Raw genomic sequence first — 17,413 nt, 5'->3', positions numbered from 1 at the left:
AGAATAATCTTCAAGTCTCATGAATAATCGGACTGGGAGCTTTTCTAATACATCGTTTCTAAAGGGGAGTGTTTAACATGAAAGCAAAAGGAAAAGTATGGTCAATGTTCATGCTGCTGCTTATTACAGTAGTAGTGACTGCAGGGTGCGGCAACAAAGCGAACAACGAGGGACAAGGTGGCAATACAGCTGGTGGCACGGAAACTAGCACCCCAACTACAAAAAATGATAAAGACATTGTAATTGCCATCAATTCTAACTTTATTACGCTGGACCCTCATAACGCAAGCGATACACATTCAATCAGCGCTGCCAGAACGATGTACGAAGGTCTAATGGGTTTTGATGAGAATATGAATGTAGTTCCTGTTCTTGCCGCAAGCCATTCCATAAGTGATGACGGTTTGGTCTACACGTTCAATTTGCAAGAGAATGTTAAATTCCAAGACGGCACTGACTTTAATGCTGAAGCGGTTAAAGTAAACATCGCCCGTATTCAAGATGAGAAGAACAATCTGAGACTGCGCAAAAGCTTCGCAAAGGTAGCTAAAGTAGAGACTCCTGATGCTAAAACCGTGGTTATTACACTTAGTGAGCCGTACAACGCCTTTTTAAATAAGGTTGCCATGGCGCCGATCATTAGCCCGAAAGCTCTGACAGAAAACGGTGCCGATATTTCAAAAATGCCTGTAGGTACTGGTCCATTTAAGTTCAAAGAGTGGGTACAAGGTGATCGTCTAGTTGTTGAGAAGAATCCGGATTACTGGCAAAAAGACTTGCCGAAAGTGGATAGCATAACCTTCAGACCCGTACCAGAGAATGGATCACGGATTGCGATGCTAAAAACTGGTGAGGCTGACTTCATTTATCCTATGCCAACGGAGCAAGTATCCGAGGTTGAAGGTCTTGAAGGAATTACTGTAGATACGATCGATTCAACCATTGTTCGTTATGTAACTTTGAATACGATGAAGAAACCTTTCGATGATGTAAAAGTACGTCAAGCCATTAACTATGCTATCAACAAAGATGCTTATATCAAGGTCGTGAAATCGGGTCTCGGCGCTAAGCTTGATTCCACAATGTCTTCCAAAACACAATATTACTCCCAACAAACAGGTTATGACTATGATATTGAAAAAGCTAAACAATTGCTTGCTGAAGCGGGATATCCTGACGGATTCGAAACCGAAATCTGGGGAGAGAACGAATCCGAAACGATGAAGGGTATGCAATTTATTCAACAACAGCTAGCGCTTGTAGGCATTAAGGTAGAAGTGAAGTCTATGGAGGGCGGTACATTGTCCGACCAAATTAACTCTGCCAAAACGCCTGAAGAAGCAAAAATTCAAATGTGGTATGTCAGCTGGTCTCCATCCTCCGGTGATGCAGATGGCGCAACTAGAGGTTTGTTCAGTAGTGAAATGTTCCCGCCTGCAGGCTCGAATACAGCTTATTACAAAAATGAAAATGTAGATAAATGGATTGCTGAGGCGAATAAAGCGGTTGATCCTGAAGCGGCTAAATCCATTTATGCCAATATTCAAAAAACAGTATGGGAAGATGCTCCGTGGGCCTTCATGGGCGTTGACCAAATTATTTCTGGCAAAAGATCGTATTTGGAAGGTGTAAAAGTCTTCCCGGACGGTTCCATAAATGTTCTCAATGCAGAAGTAAAATAATGATGTAAAAAAAGTAAGTTTAATATCCCAAGAATTGAACGAGGCCGCTTCTATAGAATGGTAGGAAGCGGCCTCACTAAATCATTTGTCGATACTGAAGGGGGCTTATGAGTTGGGTAGATATGCTTTACAAAGACTCCTCGGGGTTATTCCGCTGTTGTTCATTGTATCGGTACTAGTCTTTTTGTTTATTCACTTAATTCCGGGTGATCCGGCCCGACTTATTGCGGGTAAGGACGCCACACTTGAAGAGATTCATGGCATTCAAGAGCAACTGGGTCTCAATCTGCCCTTGTGGAAACAATACATAAACTACATGGGTGATCTACTAAGTGGTAATCTAGGTAATTCGATCCGTTCAGGGATTCCGGTCACTGATATGCTGGAGAGCAGAATCATGCCTACTTTATGGCTAACATTTCTAAGTATGGCTTGGGCGCTTGTCATTGGTCTTCTAATCGGTGTTATTTCGGCGGTTTACCGCAATAAATGGCCGGATCATTTAGGTACATTGACAGCTATTTCAGGGATGTCTGTTCCTGGATTCTGGTTAGGTTTAGTACTCATTCAAATTTTCTCGGTAGAGCTGGGCTGGTTTCCGACCGGCGGTGTAGATTCCTGGAAATCCTATATTCTTCCTTCCATTACACTTGGAATGGGGATTATGTCGATGTTGGCCCGTTACTCACGGTCATCGATGCTAGAAACGTTACGGGAGGATTATATCCGTACTGGACGTGCGAAAGGCTTACGCGAGTATGTTGTTATCAGTAGACATGCGCTGCGCAATTCTCTTATTCAGGTCGTTACTGTAGCTGGACTTCAATTTGGGTTCTTGCTTGGTGGCTCGGTAATGGTTGAGACAGTATTCAGTATTCCTGGTCTTGGTAGATTGCTGGTAGATTCCATTTTGTTCCGGGATTATACGGTTATTCAAGCTTTGCTGCTGTTGTTTTCAACACAATTTATTCTTATCAATTTAATTGTAGATTTATTGTATGGCGTACTCAATCCGAAAATCAGGTTTTCTCAGTAGCTAGATTGCTACAGAGAAACAATACGATAGTTTTATTTAGGGAGAATTTAGGATTAGGAGGGATATCATGAGCGACAATTCTGCAGTTATGGGAACTAATTCTCCTATACCCGGAGAGGTAATAGCCCCGGAGAAAACGAAAGGCCGCGCGGGTGTTTTTATTCGCAAGTTCAGCAAACAAAAGATGCCCCTATTGGCTGCTTTTTTTGTCATATTGCTTTTTTTGATTGCAATATTCGGGCCTTTTCTGACCCCGTATAATCCTGAAGCTACGAATTACGATGCACTAATGGAGGGCCCCTCTGCCGCGCACTGGGCAGGAACGGATGAATATGGCCGTGATATTCTAAGCCGTTTAATTGATGGAACAAGGTTGACTTTAGCGGTCAGTCTAAGTTCCGTATTAATTGCGGGTGTACTTGGAACTATTCTTGGTCTTGTCAGTGGATATTATGGCGGTTGGCTGGATCGGATTATTATGCGGGGAAGTGATGTACTGTTCTCATTCCCGGATTTACTGCTTGCCATTGGGATTGTCGCCATACTCGGGCCTGGTTTATCTAACGTTGTCATTGCCGTTGCAGTCTTCGGCACACCATCGTTTGCCCGAATTATTCGGAGCGTTACATTGTCTGCGAAGGAAACATTGTTTGTTGAAGCCGCCCGTTCTATGGGTGCGAAGAATCGCCGAATTATTTGGAGACATATTTTTCCGGAAACTGTTCCTAGCATTATTGTTAATCTATCTATGAAGATTGGCGGGGCAATCTTGGCCGCTGCGTCACTGAGCTTTCTAGGCATGGGCGCGAAGCCAACAGAGCCCGATTGGGGCGCGATGCTAAGTATGGGCCGTGATTATTTAAGTATCGCTCCGCATATCGTGTATTTTCCGGGGATCGCTATCTTTTTGACTGTACTTGCATTTAACCTGGTCGGGGACGGACTGCGCGATGCTCTTGATCCCAAAATGAAAAACTAAGGAGGGACAAGACATGACTCAAAATTTGCTGGAAGTACAAGGGCTGAAAACGGAGTTCAAACGCGGCGATGGAAGTATAACGGCCGTTGCAGGTGTTGACTTTGTGATTAAGAAAGGTGAAGTGCTGGGTCTAGTTGGAGAATCCGGCTGTGGCAAAAGTGTAACCTCACTGTCCATTATGCGGCTGCTTAAGGATACGCCAGGCAGAATCTCCGGTGGCTCTGTTCGCTTTGAGGGGACTGATCTGACGAAAGTAACGGATAAAGAGATGCGTCAGATCCGTGGAAATGATATGGCGATGATTTTTCAGGAGCCGATGACTTCGCTTAATCCTGTGCTGAAGATTGGTTTGCAATTGATGGAGCCGATCATGCTGCATTTGGGCTATGGCCGGAAGAAAGCACGTGAGCATGCCATTCATATGTTACGTCTTGTGGGTATCCCACGTGCGGAAGAATTGGTGGATGATTATCCGCATCAGCTCTCTGGTGGTATGAGGCAGCGTGTCATGATTGCGATGGCGATGTCTTGTCACCCGAAGCTGCTGATTGCAGATGAACCGACAACGGCACTGGACGTAACGATTCAAGCACAGATCCTTGATCTAATGAAGCATCTGAAAGAAGAACAGGATATGGGAATGCTGCTCATTACCCATGACCTTGGGGTAGTAGCCGAACTATGCGACCGTGTAGTTGTTATGTATGCTGGTCGTGTAGTAGAAGAAGCTTCCGTACAAGAACTCTTTGCAAGACCGCAGCATCCATATACGAAGGGATTAATTCAATCCGTTCCGAAGCTGCGCCAGAATGTACGCCGTTTGGACTCTATTAAAGGAAATGTACCTGACCTTTCACAAATGCCAGCAGGTTGTAAATTTGCCCCACGCTGCGAGTTTGTCACAGAGCGTTGTCTCACGCAGGAGCCTGAGTTACTTCCGATTGAGGGACTTGAGCGAAAGAGTCGCTGTTGGCTTACACAGCAGGAGAACACGGAAGGAGGGGAACGTTTGTGAAGGAGACTCCACTAATTGAAGTTAAAAGCCTGAAGAAGTTTTTTTCAGTGAAGAAGGGCTTTTTCGGAACTACAAGATATTTGCACGCAGTTGATGGGATCTCATTCGCTATACGTAAAGGAGAAACGTTCAGCCTTGTGGGTGAGAGTGGCTGTGGTAAATCCACTACGGGTAGACTTGTGACTCGCTTGCTGGAACCAAATGACGGTGAAGTGTGGTTTAAGGGTCAAAATATTAGCCATATCTCAGACAATCAAATGCGGCCTATTCGTAAAGATATGCAGATGGTGTTCCAAGATCCCTATGCTTCTCTTAATCCACGGATGAAGGTAAAGGATCTTGTCGCTGAACCGCTGCTCATTCATACAAAGCTATCCTCCAAAGAACGGGATAAATTAGCATGTGAGCTGCTAGAGACAGTAGGACTGAACAGTTTCCATGCCGAGCGCTTCGCTTTTGAATTCAGCGGTGGACAGCGCCAACGGATTGGAATCGCCCGAGCATTGTCTGTTCGACCAAGCTTAATCGTGGCGGATGAGCCCGTGTCTGCACTGGATGTATCGATTCAGTCACAAGTGTTGAATCTATTGCAGGATCTGCAGGAAGAGTACGGTCTGACTTATTTATTCATTTCTCATGATCTAAGTGTTGTTGAACATATCAGTGATCGAATCGGTGTCATGTATCTTGGTTCTCTCGTAGAGACGGCGGATAAAGATACTTTGTATGATCGTCCAATGCATCCTTACACGCAAGCGCTGCTATCTTCTGTACCTGTACCCGATCCTACCTTAAAGAAGGAACGCATTATTCTGAAGGGAGATCTCCCAAGTCCGGTTGATCCACCGTCGGGATGCCGTTTTCATACAAGATGTCCTTCCTGTATGGAAATCTGTAAGCAGCATGTACCAATATTCCGAGAGGTTGAACCGGGTCATGAGGTTGCGTGCCATTTATTTGATGAAGAAATACTGAAATTAGAGCGATAACGGAAATTGTGAGATAACTTTACGGAAAAGAAGGGACAGCGATGAATATCTTATTCGATTCCGCTAACGTGGCGGATACTCTTGTCTATTTAGCTTATGACGAGGAGTCATTTCCTTTTAAACTGGGAGCGGCTCACAAACAGTGCAGCAGTGTGACTTGGTTACATGCCCGCACTGAGGAAGAGTCTGATGTATTAGCGGTAGGCATGGGAAAGCGCAAGGATATTACGCTTGAGAAGATTCGCCGAGCAAGTGGATCTGCTGCTCGTTCCATCCTGAAAGAAGGTCGCAGCAGTGCCTCACTAGTGCGATTAGCCTCTGAGGCTGTAAATAGGAACAGTGATATTTCTGCTGCTGATGAATTACAAGCTTGGATGGAAGGCTGGATTCTCGGGTTGTACCGTTTCCAGACTTATCGCGGAACGACCAAGGTTGAGGGCTCTGTTGATTTACAGCTTCAATCCTTAGATTGGCCTGAACTGTCTTCTGTTGAAATAGAAGCTGTACGGGTTTCTGCACAAATACGTGCTGAAGGAGCAATCGTTGCTCGTGATCTTGTGAATGAGGTGCCCGGGACACTAAACCCTGATCGTTTCGCGGAATGGATGGCTGAATTTTTTGACCGTGATGATGCTGCATTAAAAGTTCATATCTATCGAGGGCAGGAGCTTGTGGATCTTCAGATGAATGGATTGATCTCTGTTGGAGCAGGGAGCAAGCATGCTCCAGCTCTGGTTGAAATCTGTTACGAGAGCAACTCTGAATTACCGATGTTAGCCCTGGTGGGTAAAGGTGTGACCTTTGACTTAGGCGGCATGAATGTGAAGACAGCCAGTGATATTAGCGATGCACGCATGGATATGGGCGGTGCGGCTGCTGTAATTGGGGCTATGGATATTTTGATACGGAAGCGTGCCAATGTAAATGTGACCGCACTTATTCCGGTTGTTGATAATGTGCCGGATGCTGAGGCGATGTTGCCTTCATCTGTTATCCGCTACCCTAACGGGTTAACCGTTCAGGTTGCAAATACAGATGGTGAGGGTCGACTTATCATAGCAGATGCGCTTATTCATGCCGCGAATATCGGAGCGAACCAAGCGATCGATATCGCTACCTTAACTGGAAATGTCGGTGCGGCGCTGGGATTAGGTATCGCAGGTATATGGGGCGATGCTGACATAACGCAGAGCCTGGTAGAGATTGGTGAGCGAAATGGGGAACGCTTGTGGCCCATGCCGCTAATGGATGAATATGAAGCAGATTTGCGGAGTAATTACGCTGATCTGCGCAATGTTAGTACGTCCCCCTTTGCAGGTGCGATAACAGCGGCCCTATTTATTCGGCGCTTTGTAGCAGAGTCGATGAGCTGGGTTCATATTGATATGGCAGGGACGGTACAGTACAAGCAGGATGTGTGGTATTCAGAAGCTGGAGCGACGGGATATGGCGCACGCCTGCTCGCAGATTATGTCATGAAGCAAGTACATCAATAACAACTGGAAGAGTGGGGGGAAGTTATGAAATTGGAAGTCATCGCTACTTGTATGGATGATGCTCTGACGGCTGAGGCGAATGGGGCAGATCGCCTTGAGCTCATTACTGCTATTACAGAAGGTGGATTAACACCGGGAATAGGATTGGTGGAGCAAGTAGCCAAATCAGTTCGTATTCCTGTCTTTGTTATGGTCCGTCCACACAGTAGATCATTTAATTATTCCAAGTATGATATTTTGACCATGGCCTCAGAAATCAGACGGATTGCAGCCAGCGGTGCGTCGGGTGTTGTTCTCGGCGCATTAACAGCGGAAGGAACGATCGATGAGCGAGCGCTTGAAACATTATTGCCGTTGACAGATGGCTTACAAGTAACCTTCCATCGTGCTTTTGATGAGCTGGAGGATCAAATTGCAGGTTATCAAACGCTTTGTAATTATCCGCAAATCACACGTATTCTTACCTCTGCTGGACCTGGTCCAGCACCTGATGCCATTCCCGCTATGCGTAGGCTAGTAGAGGAATCTAGAGGTAGTTCGATTAGTATATTGGCTGGTAGCGGTCTGAAGCCAGAAGGTATTACATCCTTTATTCAACAGACTGGAGTCACGGAAGTACATTTTGGATCGGCTGTTCGTTATGGCAAAGACGCTTTGTCGCCAATCGATCCAGTAGCCCTGCGGGCGTTAGCTGAGAATATTCATTCTAACGGCTAATATTTGATGGTGAAAAGGTGAATGGTTATGCATAAGGTAGATAGTTACGTAGTGGGAATTGATTTAGGTGGGACAAAAATTGCCGCAGCATTATTTGATTCAAAAGGTGTTTTGTTGAATCGAGAGTTGATGGAGACGGCCGGGGCACGCACTGCGGAAGAGGTAGTACAGCGAATGATCGGAATGATACGTTCCGTATCCGAAGGACGACCGCTAATGGGGGTCGGACTTGCTTCTCCCGGAGCAGTGAACAGCCAGGCTGGAATTGTTATTCACGGTACCAATCTTCCTGAATGGGACAATGTTCCACTGAAGCGTTGGATGGAGTCAGAACTTGGCGTTGAAGTGAAAGTGGTAAACGATGCGAATGCTGCAGCTTGGGGCGAGTATGTAAGAGGAGCTGGAAAAGGTTCAAACAACATGGTATATGTCACCTTCAGCACAGGAATTGGAGCTGGCATTGTCATGGATGGTGAGCTATTGCTCGGAACGAACTCATTTGCAGGAGAACTCGGTCATAATATTATTGACCCGAGCGGAACGGAATGTAGCTGTGGAAGATATGGATGCTGGGAAGTATTTGCTTCGGGTACAGCGATTCGGGACATGGCACTGCGGAGGATGGAGAGCAGAACGTCGATGATTACAGAGCTGGCTAGTAGAAGTGGTGAAAAGATTAATTCTCGACACGTCTTCGAAGCGATGGCACTAAAAGATCCGGTAGCTGTCGAGGTGATTGAGCGAACGATTCATTATATGGCGATTGGATTAGCTAACGCGGTACATACGTTTAATCCAGATCGCATTGTAATTGGTGGAGGCGTAAGCAAAGCTGGTGAACTACTGTTTCCGGCGCTGAGAGAGAAAACAGAGGAACTTGTCATGAAGCCGTATAAAGGAACTTATACTATGGAGTCAGCAGGTCTGAGGGATGATGTAGGTCTTATAGGCGCTGCAGCATTATTTCATACCGTCTAGATGATGGTAACTGTTTATCAAAGCTATCGAAAACGGAGGGACTGAAGAGAGATGGGTACAAGAGAAGAAAGAACGAGATGGTTCTTGCAGGATAGATTCGGCATGTTCATTCATTGGGGATTATATTCAATTCCTGCACGCGGTGAGTGGATACGTGGGAACGAGCGAATGAGTAGAGAGCACTACATGACGTATTTCGATGAATTTGACGCATCTCGATATGACCCGAAGAAGTGGGCCAGCGCAGCAAAAGCAGCGGGGCAGAAGTATGCGGTTCTTACGACCAAGCATCACGACGGATTCTGCTTGTTTGATAGTAAGCTAACAGATTTCAAGGCGACTAACACGCCCGCTGGACGTGATCTTGTACGAGAATATGTAGACGCTTTCCGGGCTGAGGGTATTGCTGTAGGTTTGTACTACTCTATCATTGATTGGCATCATGATGATTACCCTGGATATGGTGATAAAGCGCATCCGGATCGGGACAATGTAGCGGCTAAAGACAAGCCGATTGATTTTGATAGATATTTGGAGTATATGCATGGACAAGTGAAGGAACTATTGACGAATTACGGCAAAATCGACATCATGTGGTTTGACTTCTCCTATGATAATATGACCGGAGAGAAATGGAAAGCAACGGAGCTAATCCGTATGATTCGCTCTATCCAGCCGGATATTATTATCGACAATCGTTTGGGTGGGAATATCCGCGCGGCCGAGCCAGAAGAATATGCTGGGGATTTCTTCTCTCCAGAGCAAATCATTCCTCCTGGCGGCATCGTTGACGTGAATGGTCAATCGATCCCTTGGGAAGCATGTATTACGCTAAACGATAACTGGGGTTATCATTCCGAAGATAAAAATTATAAATCAACCCAGCAGGTCATTCGCTCGATGGTCGAATGTATCAGTAAGAACGGTAACCTGCTCCTTAACATTGGTCCAGATGCCAAAGGTGAAATGACAAGGGAATCGCTTGTCATCCTTGATGAAGTGGGCGAGTGGATGCGTCTGAATGGTGATAGTATTTATGGCTGCGGTAGTTCTTTGCTTGCTAAGCCGGAGTGGGGCCGTTATACGCAAAAAGGGAATAAGTTGTATGCACATGTCTACGATCGTGGAATTGGTCCGATCTATTTCCAAGGCTTGAAGGGGAAGATTAAGAAGGCTAGATTATTACGAGATGGCACCGAATTGAAGGTAGAAGCACCTTGGATGGCAGAAGAATATTCGGATGTGAACGGTGGAGCGTTTATTACATTAAAAGGGGCCAAACTGCCCGACGAAATGGATACGGTTATTGAGCTAGAACTTTTTAATTAATACAGATAGAGTGTCCCAAAAGTCATGAATGGCTGCTGGGGCACTCTATTGTTTTTCGTTAACGGACCTGATAGACCCCAATAACGTTATTTAAGTCCAAAACTATTAGTGGAGGATGATACTGTTAAAAAAGGATTCTAATGTCTACAATCACCGAGCAGTGATATTGCATTAATAAATAAAATATTAAATTCTAGCCTTACGGAAGCCTTCGTATATATTGAGAGCTGCAACTAAAATGAACAAGGAAATTCCACCGCCGACTAGCCCGGTTTTAAATTGATTCGTCGTAATGTTAAATAGATCAGACATATACGTTATGAATTCTTGGTTGAATACATTTGGATTCCGTAGGATGATAGCGAATACAATGATCACAAGGAGCTCGAGAGCTGTAGCACATAATGCCAGTCCCTTTGTCCATTGTTTCTTAATTAATTTATAAATAGCTAATGCGGCTTCAAATCCGATCACTACAAGAACAATAGGCCAATACTGAAGCAATACATCCTGATTAAAAACGGGTGCGACAAAATCAAGTACACCTGTCCCCCCTTTATATACACCGATCAAATGCTCAGCATTAAAATATAAGGTAGCCCATATCGCAATCCAGAAAAAACTACTGAATACTTCAAAATTCTTAATCGCTTTTTTCTTATGAATAGGAGTGATGTCCTTCAAATCATCAGGTGTCCATTTGCTCATTTTTGTTGTGAAGGGGTGTTTCTCTTTTCCGTTATCCGTTCGTTCGATGATAGCAAAAACTATAGTTATCCAAAAAAATACTTGGATTCCTACCTCAAGGATACTAGCAATACCTTTGCTTATAACGGTCGTAACAATCCCCGCCACTGATTGATCACCGCTATACCCGATCAAATATTCGGCAGTCATCGCGATTAAAGAAACCACTACAGCAATCGGTATTATCATTTTTAATAAGGTAAGATATAACTCATAATAACGTGGTCCGATGAGATGCATGAGCTGGTCGCGATATTCACTGGCTAATACTGCAGGATTCCCCAACTTAGCAAGTACAGCCTTGACCTCTTGTTCATCAGGATCATTCGGTAACATATCCTCAATGGTTGATCGTAATTCGAGAGCGATATCCTCCCGAGTTTGTTCTGGTAGCCTCCGAGTCACTTCATGGATGTAAATCTCAATCAGCTTCATGGTCATCCTCCCCTTGTAATAGGCCGTAGAGTTCTTTCGAATTCTTAAGCCATTCTTCCTTTAGCTGCAAAAAAATTTCTACGCCATAGTCACTTAAGACATAATACTTACGGGGTCTGCTCTCGGATGTGTCCCAGCTACTCGTCACTAGTTCCTGTTTCTCTAATCGGCGAAGCAATGGATACAAGGTGCTTTGATCAATAGCGATGCTGGATTCCTCCAGTAATTGAACGAGCGAGTATCCATACTGTGGTGTTCGTAATTGACTTAAAACAGCTAGTGTTAACGTACCTCTCCTAAGCTCTGTAATTAAGGAGTTTAATAAAGTACTCATTCACCCACCTCATTATATTTCTCATTTAAATACTTGCCGCCATTGTAAGGATACTAAAAATGATATTAATGTATGTCATACAGTATATGTTTTATACTATGTATCATACACTATTGTTGCTACAGTATCAATTGAATTAGAATATTCTTCTAGGAAATAACAAGGAAATTTTACTAATCAATCAAAAAAAGTAAAAGGAGGGTGAAATGAAATGGATTCTTTCTATAAAGACATACCGGAAGCCGCTACATGGGTAAGTGTTGAGCCTGTTCATAAAGGTTGGTCAAAGGATAAGAAATACTACATAAAGACCATTAGTGGCAGCGAACTTTTGCTGAGAACATCAGATATTTCTCAATATGATCAGAAAAAGCGGGAATACGAAGCAATTCTACGGCTGGTAGATCAAGATATTTTGATGTCAAGGCCGCTACAGTTTGGGGTATGCAATGGTGGTCAGAGTGTATATTCCTTATTGACTTGGATTGATGGGGAGGATGCGGAAAAGATTATCCCTACGCTAAGTGTAGAAGAACAATATCAATTGGGTGTGAAAGCGGGACAATACTTACAATCTATACATCAAATGCCTGCGGGGAAAGATCAAGTGCCGTGGGCTGATTATTATAATCGGAAGATCGACAAATACATTACCAACTATAAAACATGCGGCATTGTTCTAAAGGGAGAAGATCAAGTCATTCAATTTATAGAGGCGAATCGATACTTACTTGACGGACGCCCTCAAACTTTTCAGCATGGTGACTACCATGTGGGAAATATGATCGTTACGAAGTCGGGGGATTTGGGGATTATTGATTTCAACAGGTTTGATAATGGTGATCCGTGGGAGGAATTTAATCGAATTCCATTTTGTGCGATGATAAGTGCAGAGTTCGCTTCGGGTCGTATTCATGGATATTTTAATAACAATGTCCCGGACTTGTTCTTTAAAATGATGGCTTTATATATTGCTAGCAACCAGTTATCAAGCATTTATTGGGCCATTCCATTTGGGAAAGAGGACGTTGCTGATATGCTGAGCAGGGCGGAAAGTGTTCTGAAGTGGTATGATGATTTTCAAACCTATATTCCAAGTTGGTATTTGGCAAGCAAGTAGGATTCCTGCTATGCTTGACTCCTTATCAGTTTACTAGTATACTCATATTAACAAATCAAATCACAAACAAAATAAACAAACGATGGGCGTGACCAAATGAGGAATAATGGATTCACTGAAGATAACCAGTTAAGCTTATTAATCTGGTTACGGCTGGTAAGGGTATATGAGAATAGTAACGATCTTTCTAATGAGTTCTTGAAACAATTTGGCTTAACTGTCAATCAGTTCGATACATTGGTACAAATATTAATACATCAACCTGTGACGCAGATGGAAATCGCCGAGCATCTAACCATTACTAAAGGCGGAGTATCACATATGTTAGGCCGATTAGAGAAGGAAGAGTTCATTGAACGCAAACAGGATTGGAAAGTGAAGTACATTACTTTAACGGAAAAGGGTCAAACACTTATCGAGAAGGTGTTGCCTTTGCAATCAGACTTCCAAGCTTCGTTATTCGATCCATTGACTGACGAGGAGAAGAAAGTATTTTACAGCATGCTTAAGAAAATTCATCGGCATAGTCAAGATGTGAATCGGCTCCCGCGAGGGGTCCAGTAGTAATGACAAGCTTTATTAATCATAAAGCTTACTTTTTTCCTCATCAGTATACTAGTAAACTTAAATTCAATACAATTCAACTAGGAGGTTTTTAAAATGAAACAACAACCCATAAATGGACAACATCATGTGTCCATGATTACTAAAGACGCTAAACAAAACTTGTGGTTTTATACAGAGGTACTGGGCCTCAGACTTGTAAAGAAAACAGTCAATCAGGACGATCCTTCCATGTACCATCTATTTTACGGCAATCGCAATGGCGCTCCAGGCACTGAGGTATCTTTCTTTGAAATGCCAAATGCAGGTCGGACTCGCAAAGGGACGAACAGTATTAGTTCTTTCTCCCTTCTTGTTCCTAGTGATGAAGCCTTGTCATATTGGGCTAGTCGATTAGATTCTTTTGAAGTACCTCATGAAGCTATTGTAAGTATAGGGGAGCGCAAGTCGCTTACTTTTTATGATAGGGATGAATTGATGGTCCATCTAGTATCTGCTGAAAAAGATAACGGAATCGAGCTCGTTGAACCGTGGATTACAGAAGATATCCCTCCAAAGTATGCCATCGTGGGGTTAGGACCCGTTGAATTGACTGTACGTGAGGCTAGCCGAACAAAAGCGGTTTTGGAAGATATTTTAGGCTATACACAAGTTCGGACAGTGCCTTCCATGGGTGATCCGAAGGTTATGGTGGATATTTATGAAACAGATAAGGGTGGCTTGTACACTGAACTTCAGCTCAAAGAAATTAATGACAAAGATCGGGAGAGACCAGGTAGAGGCAGTATTCATCATGTGGCTATTAGAGTGAAGGATGTTGAAGAATTAACCGAATGGGCCTCCAAAATCACTGCTGCAGGGTTTAAAAATACGGGGGTCATTGATCGTTATTACTTCCATTCCTTGTATTTCCGGGATCCGAACCATATTCTCTTTGAGCTTGCTACAGATGGCCCAGGATTTGAGATTGATGAAGCTTTTGATGCACTAGGAGAGAATTTGACCTTACCTTCATTTCTGGAAGAACGTCGTGAAGAGATTGAATCGAAGCTTCATCCTATCCGTTAAACTTAATACAGCTATGAAAAGAGGACATTATCATGATGGAACAATATAGAATCGAATTCATTACCTCTGCAGCCTCGGTTGTCCTTGGGGCCATAGCAAATGCTACCGAGCGTATAAAGCTTGTAAGTTCAGCCACTGTGCTAAGTACTGCAGATCCTGTACGTGTATGAGGACTTCGCAACTTTGGATTTGTTATCCGGGGGTAGAGCAGAGATTGTTGCTTGACGCGGATCGCGTCTTGGTGCTTATGAACTCTTTGGTTATGACGTAAGAGATTACGAAGAATTATTTGAAGAGAAAATTGAATTACTTATGAAAATAAATGAGTCTGATCGTATCACGTGGGAAGGGAAATACCGCCCTGCTTTAAATGATATGGTAATCTTTCCTAAACCTTTGAATGGCAAATTGCCAATCTGGCGAGCCGTTGGAGGTCCCCCAGCAAGTGCAATTAAAGCAGGAAGAATGGGGCTTCCGATGATGCTGACCACCCTTGGCGGCCCGTCATCTGCTTTTAAGGGTTCGGTGGACGCGTATCGTATGGTTGCAGCGCAATCAGGATTTAATCCAGCAGAGCTTCCAGTCAGCACTACTTCATTAATGTATATTGATCCGGACTCACAAAAAGCATTCCGCAATTACTATCCTTATCTCAATCACTTGATGAAAGAGCTTCGCGGATCGAGCTATCCGAAGGATCAATTTGCGGAAGCGATAAGTGTGAGAAATGCACTACTTGTGGGTAGTCCACAACAAATTGTAGAGAAGATCCTCTATCAGCATGAGATGTACGGGCATAACCGTTTTCTAGCTCAAATTGATGTTGGTGGGTTACCTTATCCTCAAGTGGAACAAATTATTGACTTGTTCGCATCTGAAGTAGCACCAGCCGTAAGACGCGCTACAGCTAAGAAATAAGCAAATAGAACTCATTGATCTAGGCGATTATAAGCTTGAGTTTAGTGATGGACGAAGCTACATGGACTATAAAAGTGATACAAAAGTCGTTTTGGAGAAAATCATGGAGGCTGATGCGTATATCATCGGAACCCCTGTTTTTCAAGCTTCGATCCCGGGAACACTTAAGAACTTATTTGATTTACTCCCGGTTAATGGGTTCAAGGATAAAGTTATCGGAATTGTAGTTACAGCCGGTTCTTCCAAACATTATTTAGTAGCAGAACAGCAGTTGAAACCGATTCTCTCTTATATGAGAGCGGTGGTGGTTCCTATGTATGTTTATATTGAAGAGAAGCAATATGATCGGAAAATAATTGTGGATGATGATATTCTTTTTAGACTGAATCGACTAGCTAACGAATTGGTGAATACTACTAAGGCGATGCAGGTTGTGAAGAAAGAGGAAGAAGCAGCGTTTTTCTTTTAAAAATGTGTAATATAAAAGAGCAATTCAACCTTTACGTTGTACTTCGTGCAACAGAATGGATCCGAAAAAAGCGGCGGATCTAAATTCTGTTGCATTTTTTACATAAATGTAGCTTGAAACTCTTTTTAATCTCGTCATTCAATAGAATCAATAGTAATATCGAACATAGGCAAGAGGCATGAACTTAACCATTTTGTTGAATAACTGGAAGTATATAATTAAGGGTTCATTTCTGAACAGGAGGAACGATGTGACTAATAACCGTATTGCCAATAGCAGGTTGTATAATCAAATGATTTCAGGGTCTTTACATCACACACCAGAGCAGGTTGTGAAAAAAATGGGAGCTATGCAAGCGCAAGATTATATGCAGGCGGTTTGGGCTATCGGATTACGTTCTCCAGCTTCGAAATTAGCAGATGTTGAGCGTGCAATTGCTGAGCGGAAGATTATTCTTACTTGGACGCTGCGGGGTACGCTTCATTTCGTCCCAGCAGAAGATGTGAAGTGGATGCTTCAGCTATCCGCACCGCGTTTAGCATCACAGACAAAGCGGCGAATGGTGGAGCTCGGACTTGATGATCGAACACTTGAGAGCTGTAGGAAAATTATTGTCGATGCTTTAAAGGGCGGGAAGCAAATGGATCGTTCGGTCCTACTTCAGCTAATAGAAGAGGAAGGTATCCACACTGGGAATCAACGCGGTTATCATATGCTCTGGAATTGCGCCTATCAAGGGTTAATTTGTTTTGGACCGATGAATGGTAAACAGCAAACGATTGTGTTATTAGAGGAGTGGGTGCCGGATTGCAGAGAGCTATCTTACGAAGGAGCATTGCAAGAACTCGCCTTACGGTATTTTACTGCCCGTGGATTGGCGACCGTTCAAGACTTCGCTTGGTGGGCAGGTATAACTCTTACAGATGCTAGACGTGGGTTAGAATCTGTGAATAATGAACTTCAATCGGAGGATATAAACGGCGGCGAGTATTGGCTGACTTCCCATCGACCAGCTCCTGCGGATGAAGATTCTGGAGTCTATTTACTACCGGGTTTTGATGAGTACATCCTTGGATATAAAGACCGGAGCGCTGTACTTGAGCCAGAGACGGCTCCTTTGATTGTCCCTGGAAATAACGGTGTTTTCCTGCCGATGATTGTTGTAGGTGGCCAAGTTGTAGGTACATGGAAACGAACAATGAAGAAAAAAGGGGTTGAGATTGTCATCCATCCTTTTGGAGAGCTTGGGAATGCTAAAGAAGCGGTGTTTAAAGCTGCTGAAAAATATGCCTCATTTATTGACCTGCCGATACTCAATATAAGTGTGTACTCTCCATTGACATGAGGACAATTGTTCTATGGAATAAACTTGAGCAAATTCAAATATCGTTCAGGGATGAATATCATGTTCATGAATGAGGACGTGTTAATAAGCTTTATTGATCAAGTGAAGACGAATACATATGCCATAAGGGACCGTCGCATCACAGAAATGAACAATTAATAATGTAACCCGGCGGGCGTGGCCTGCCGGGTT

The 17,413-nt window shown here is 43.6% G+C and carries 16 protein-coding genes and 2 pseudogenes; 16 read left to right on the top strand and 2 right to left on the bottom strand.

Annotation, left to right across the window (positions count from 1 at the left end; all coding sequences use genetic code 11):
* Nucleotides 1-77: 77 nt before the first annotated feature.
* The 9 genes from NST74_RS19430 (at nucleotide 78) to NST74_RS19390 (ending at nucleotide 10,221) form a co-directional block, all read left to right on the top strand.
* A complete protein-coding gene (locus NST74_RS19430; RefSeq protein ID WP_341113930.1) occupies nucleotides 78-1,682 on the top strand; it encodes a glutathione ABC transporter substrate-binding protein in 1,605 nt (534 codons plus the stop codon).
* A gap of 112 nt (nucleotides 1,683-1,794) precedes the next feature.
* Nucleotides 1,795-2,718: an ABC transporter permease subunit gene (locus NST74_RS19425; protein WP_042129331.1), complete on the top strand. Its 924-nt coding sequence runs from the start codon at nucleotides 1,795-1,797 to the stop codon at nucleotides 2,716-2,718.
* A gap of 67 nt (nucleotides 2,719-2,785) precedes the next feature.
* Nucleotides 2,786-3,697, top strand: coding sequence for an ABC transporter permease (locus tag NST74_RS19420; RefSeq protein ID WP_042129329.1), 912 nt, complete (start codon nucleotides 2,786-2,788; stop codon nucleotides 3,695-3,697).
* Between the two features lie 13 nt (nucleotides 3,698-3,710).
* Nucleotides 3,711-4,712, top strand: coding sequence for an ABC transporter ATP-binding protein (locus NST74_RS19415; RefSeq protein ID WP_341113926.1), 1,002 nt, complete (start codon nucleotides 3,711-3,713; stop codon nucleotides 4,710-4,712).
* On the top strand, nucleotides 4,709-5,701 hold the full coding sequence (locus NST74_RS19410; RefSeq protein WP_341113925.1) for an ABC transporter ATP-binding protein: 993 nt from the start codon (nucleotides 4,709-4,711) through the stop codon (nucleotides 5,699-5,701). Before NST74_RS19415 ends, NST74_RS19410 begins: the two co-directional genes overlap by 4 nt.
* A gap of 41 nt (nucleotides 5,702-5,742) precedes the next feature.
* Nucleotides 5,743-7,197 carry a leucyl aminopeptidase family protein gene (locus NST74_RS19405; RefSeq protein ID WP_341113923.1) on the top strand — a complete coding sequence of 485 codons (1,455 nt, stop codon included), beginning with the start codon at nucleotides 5,743-5,745 and terminating at the stop codon, nucleotides 7,195-7,197.
* Between the two features lie 24 nt (nucleotides 7,198-7,221).
* Nucleotides 7,222-7,914, top strand: coding sequence for a copper homeostasis protein CutC (locus NST74_RS19400; protein WP_341113922.1), 693 nt, complete (start codon nucleotides 7,222-7,224; stop codon nucleotides 7,912-7,914).
* A gap of 27 nt (nucleotides 7,915-7,941) precedes the next feature.
* Nucleotides 7,942-8,892, top strand: coding sequence for an ROK family protein (locus tag NST74_RS19395; RefSeq protein WP_341113920.1), 951 nt, complete (start codon nucleotides 7,942-7,944; stop codon nucleotides 8,890-8,892).
* Between the two features lie 51 nt (nucleotides 8,893-8,943).
* Complete coding sequence (locus tag NST74_RS19390; RefSeq protein WP_341113918.1) at nucleotides 8,944-10,221, top strand: alpha-L-fucosidase; 1,278 nt, start codon at nucleotides 8,944-8,946, stop codon at nucleotides 10,219-10,221.
* Between the two features lie 186 nt (nucleotides 10,222-10,407).
* On the opposite strand, the gene NST74_RS19385 is transcribed toward NST74_RS19390, so the two are convergent.
* Together NST74_RS19385 and NST74_RS19380 are read right to left on the bottom strand one after the other, a co-directional pair.
* A complete protein-coding gene (locus NST74_RS19385) occupies nucleotides 10,408-11,403 on the bottom strand; it encodes an HAAS signaling domain-containing protein (RefSeq protein ID WP_341113917.1) in 996 nt (331 codons plus the stop codon).
* Nucleotides 11,390-11,737, bottom strand: a complete 348-nt coding sequence (locus NST74_RS19380) for a PadR family transcriptional regulator (RefSeq protein ID WP_042129314.1) — start codon at nucleotides 11,735-11,737, stop codon at nucleotides 11,390-11,392. Before NST74_RS19380 ends, NST74_RS19385 begins: the two co-directional genes overlap by 14 nt.
* A gap of 211 nt (nucleotides 11,738-11,948) precedes the next feature.
* Here NST74_RS19380 and NST74_RS19375 point away from each other — a divergent pair, with 211 nt between their 5' ends.
* From NST74_RS19375 to NST74_RS19345, 7 genes and pseudogenes are all read left to right on the top strand, one after another.
* A complete protein-coding gene (locus NST74_RS19375) occupies nucleotides 11,949-12,857 on the top strand; it encodes an aminoglycoside phosphotransferase family protein (RefSeq protein WP_341113916.1) in 909 nt (302 codons plus the stop codon).
* A 96-nt stretch (nucleotides 12,858-12,953) separates the two neighbouring features.
* Complete coding sequence (locus tag NST74_RS19370) at nucleotides 12,954-13,421, top strand: MarR family winged helix-turn-helix transcriptional regulator (RefSeq protein ID WP_042129310.1); 468 nt, start codon at nucleotides 12,954-12,956, stop codon at nucleotides 13,419-13,421.
* 96 nt (nucleotides 13,422-13,517) lie between these two features.
* Nucleotides 13,518-14,489, top strand: a complete 972-nt coding sequence (locus NST74_RS19365) for a ring-cleaving dioxygenase (RefSeq protein WP_341113915.1) — start codon at nucleotides 13,518-13,520, stop codon at nucleotides 14,487-14,489.
* 38 nt (nucleotides 14,490-14,527) lie between these two features.
* Nucleotides 14,528-15,407 (top strand): annotated as a pseudogene (locus NST74_RS19360) (LLM class flavin-dependent oxidoreductase); the annotation flags it as partial.
* 1 nt (nucleotide 15,408) lies between these two features.
* Nucleotides 15,409-15,876: pseudogene (locus NST74_RS19355) on the top strand (NADPH-dependent FMN reductase); the annotation flags it as partial.
* A 250-nt stretch (nucleotides 15,877-16,126) separates the two neighbouring features.
* Nucleotides 16,127-17,221: a winged helix DNA-binding domain-containing protein gene (locus tag NST74_RS19350; RefSeq protein ID WP_341113912.1), complete on the top strand. Its 1,095-nt coding sequence runs from the start codon at nucleotides 16,127-16,129 to the stop codon at nucleotides 17,219-17,221.
* Nucleotides 17,222-17,245: 24 nt separating this feature from the next.
* Nucleotides 17,246-17,380: a hypothetical protein gene (locus NST74_RS19345; RefSeq protein WP_341113910.1), complete on the top strand. Its 135-nt coding sequence runs from the start codon at nucleotides 17,246-17,248 to the stop codon at nucleotides 17,378-17,380.
* Nucleotides 17,381-17,413 lie beyond the last annotated feature (33 nt).

Origin of the sequence: Paenibacillus sp. FSL F4-0125 (assembly GCF_038008565.1) — a bacterium.
Lineage (GTDB): Bacteria > Bacillota > Bacilli > Paenibacillales > Paenibacillaceae > Paenibacillus_AQ.
This window is presented reverse-complemented; position numbering and strand designations above follow the sequence as displayed.

Excerpts from the sequence above, each read along its gene's own strand:
- NST74_RS19430 (WP_341113930.1), top strand. The coding sequence starts at position 78 with ATGAAAGCAAAAGGAAAAGTATGGTCAATGTTCATGCTGCTGCTTATT.
- NST74_RS19420 (WP_042129329.1), top strand. The coding sequence starts at position 2,786 with ATGAGCGACAATTCTGCAGTTATGGGAACTAATTCTCCTATACCCGGA.
- NST74_RS19415 (WP_341113926.1), top strand. The coding sequence starts at position 3,711 with ATGACTCAAAATTTGCTGGAAGTACAAGGGCTGAAAACGGAGTTCAAA.
- NST74_RS19405 (WP_341113923.1), top strand. The coding sequence starts at position 5,743 with ATGAATATCTTATTCGATTCCGCTAACGTGGCGGATACTCTTGTCTAT.
- NST74_RS19400 (WP_341113922.1), top strand. The coding sequence starts at position 7,222 with ATGAAATTGGAAGTCATCGCTACTTGTATGGATGATGCTCTGACGGCT.
- NST74_RS19395 (WP_341113920.1), top strand. The coding sequence starts at position 7,942 with ATGCATAAGGTAGATAGTTACGTAGTGGGAATTGATTTAGGTGGGACA.
- NST74_RS19390 (WP_341113918.1), top strand. The coding sequence starts at position 8,944 with ATGGGTACAAGAGAAGAAAGAACGAGATGGTTCTTGCAGGATAGATTC.
- NST74_RS19385 (WP_341113917.1), bottom strand. The coding sequence starts at position 11,403 with ATGAAGCTGATTGAGATTTACATCCATGAAGTGACTCGGAGGCTACCA.
- NST74_RS19380 (WP_042129314.1), bottom strand. The coding sequence starts at position 11,737 with ATGAGTACTTTATTAAACTCCTTAATTACAGAGCTTAGGAGAGGTACG.
- NST74_RS19375 (WP_341113916.1), top strand. The coding sequence starts at position 11,949 with ATGGATTCTTTCTATAAAGACATACCGGAAGCCGCTACATGGGTAAGT.
- NST74_RS19370 (WP_042129310.1), top strand. The coding sequence starts at position 12,954 with ATGAGGAATAATGGATTCACTGAAGATAACCAGTTAAGCTTATTAATC.
- NST74_RS19365 (WP_341113915.1), top strand. The coding sequence starts at position 13,518 with ATGAAACAACAACCCATAAATGGACAACATCATGTGTCCATGATTACT.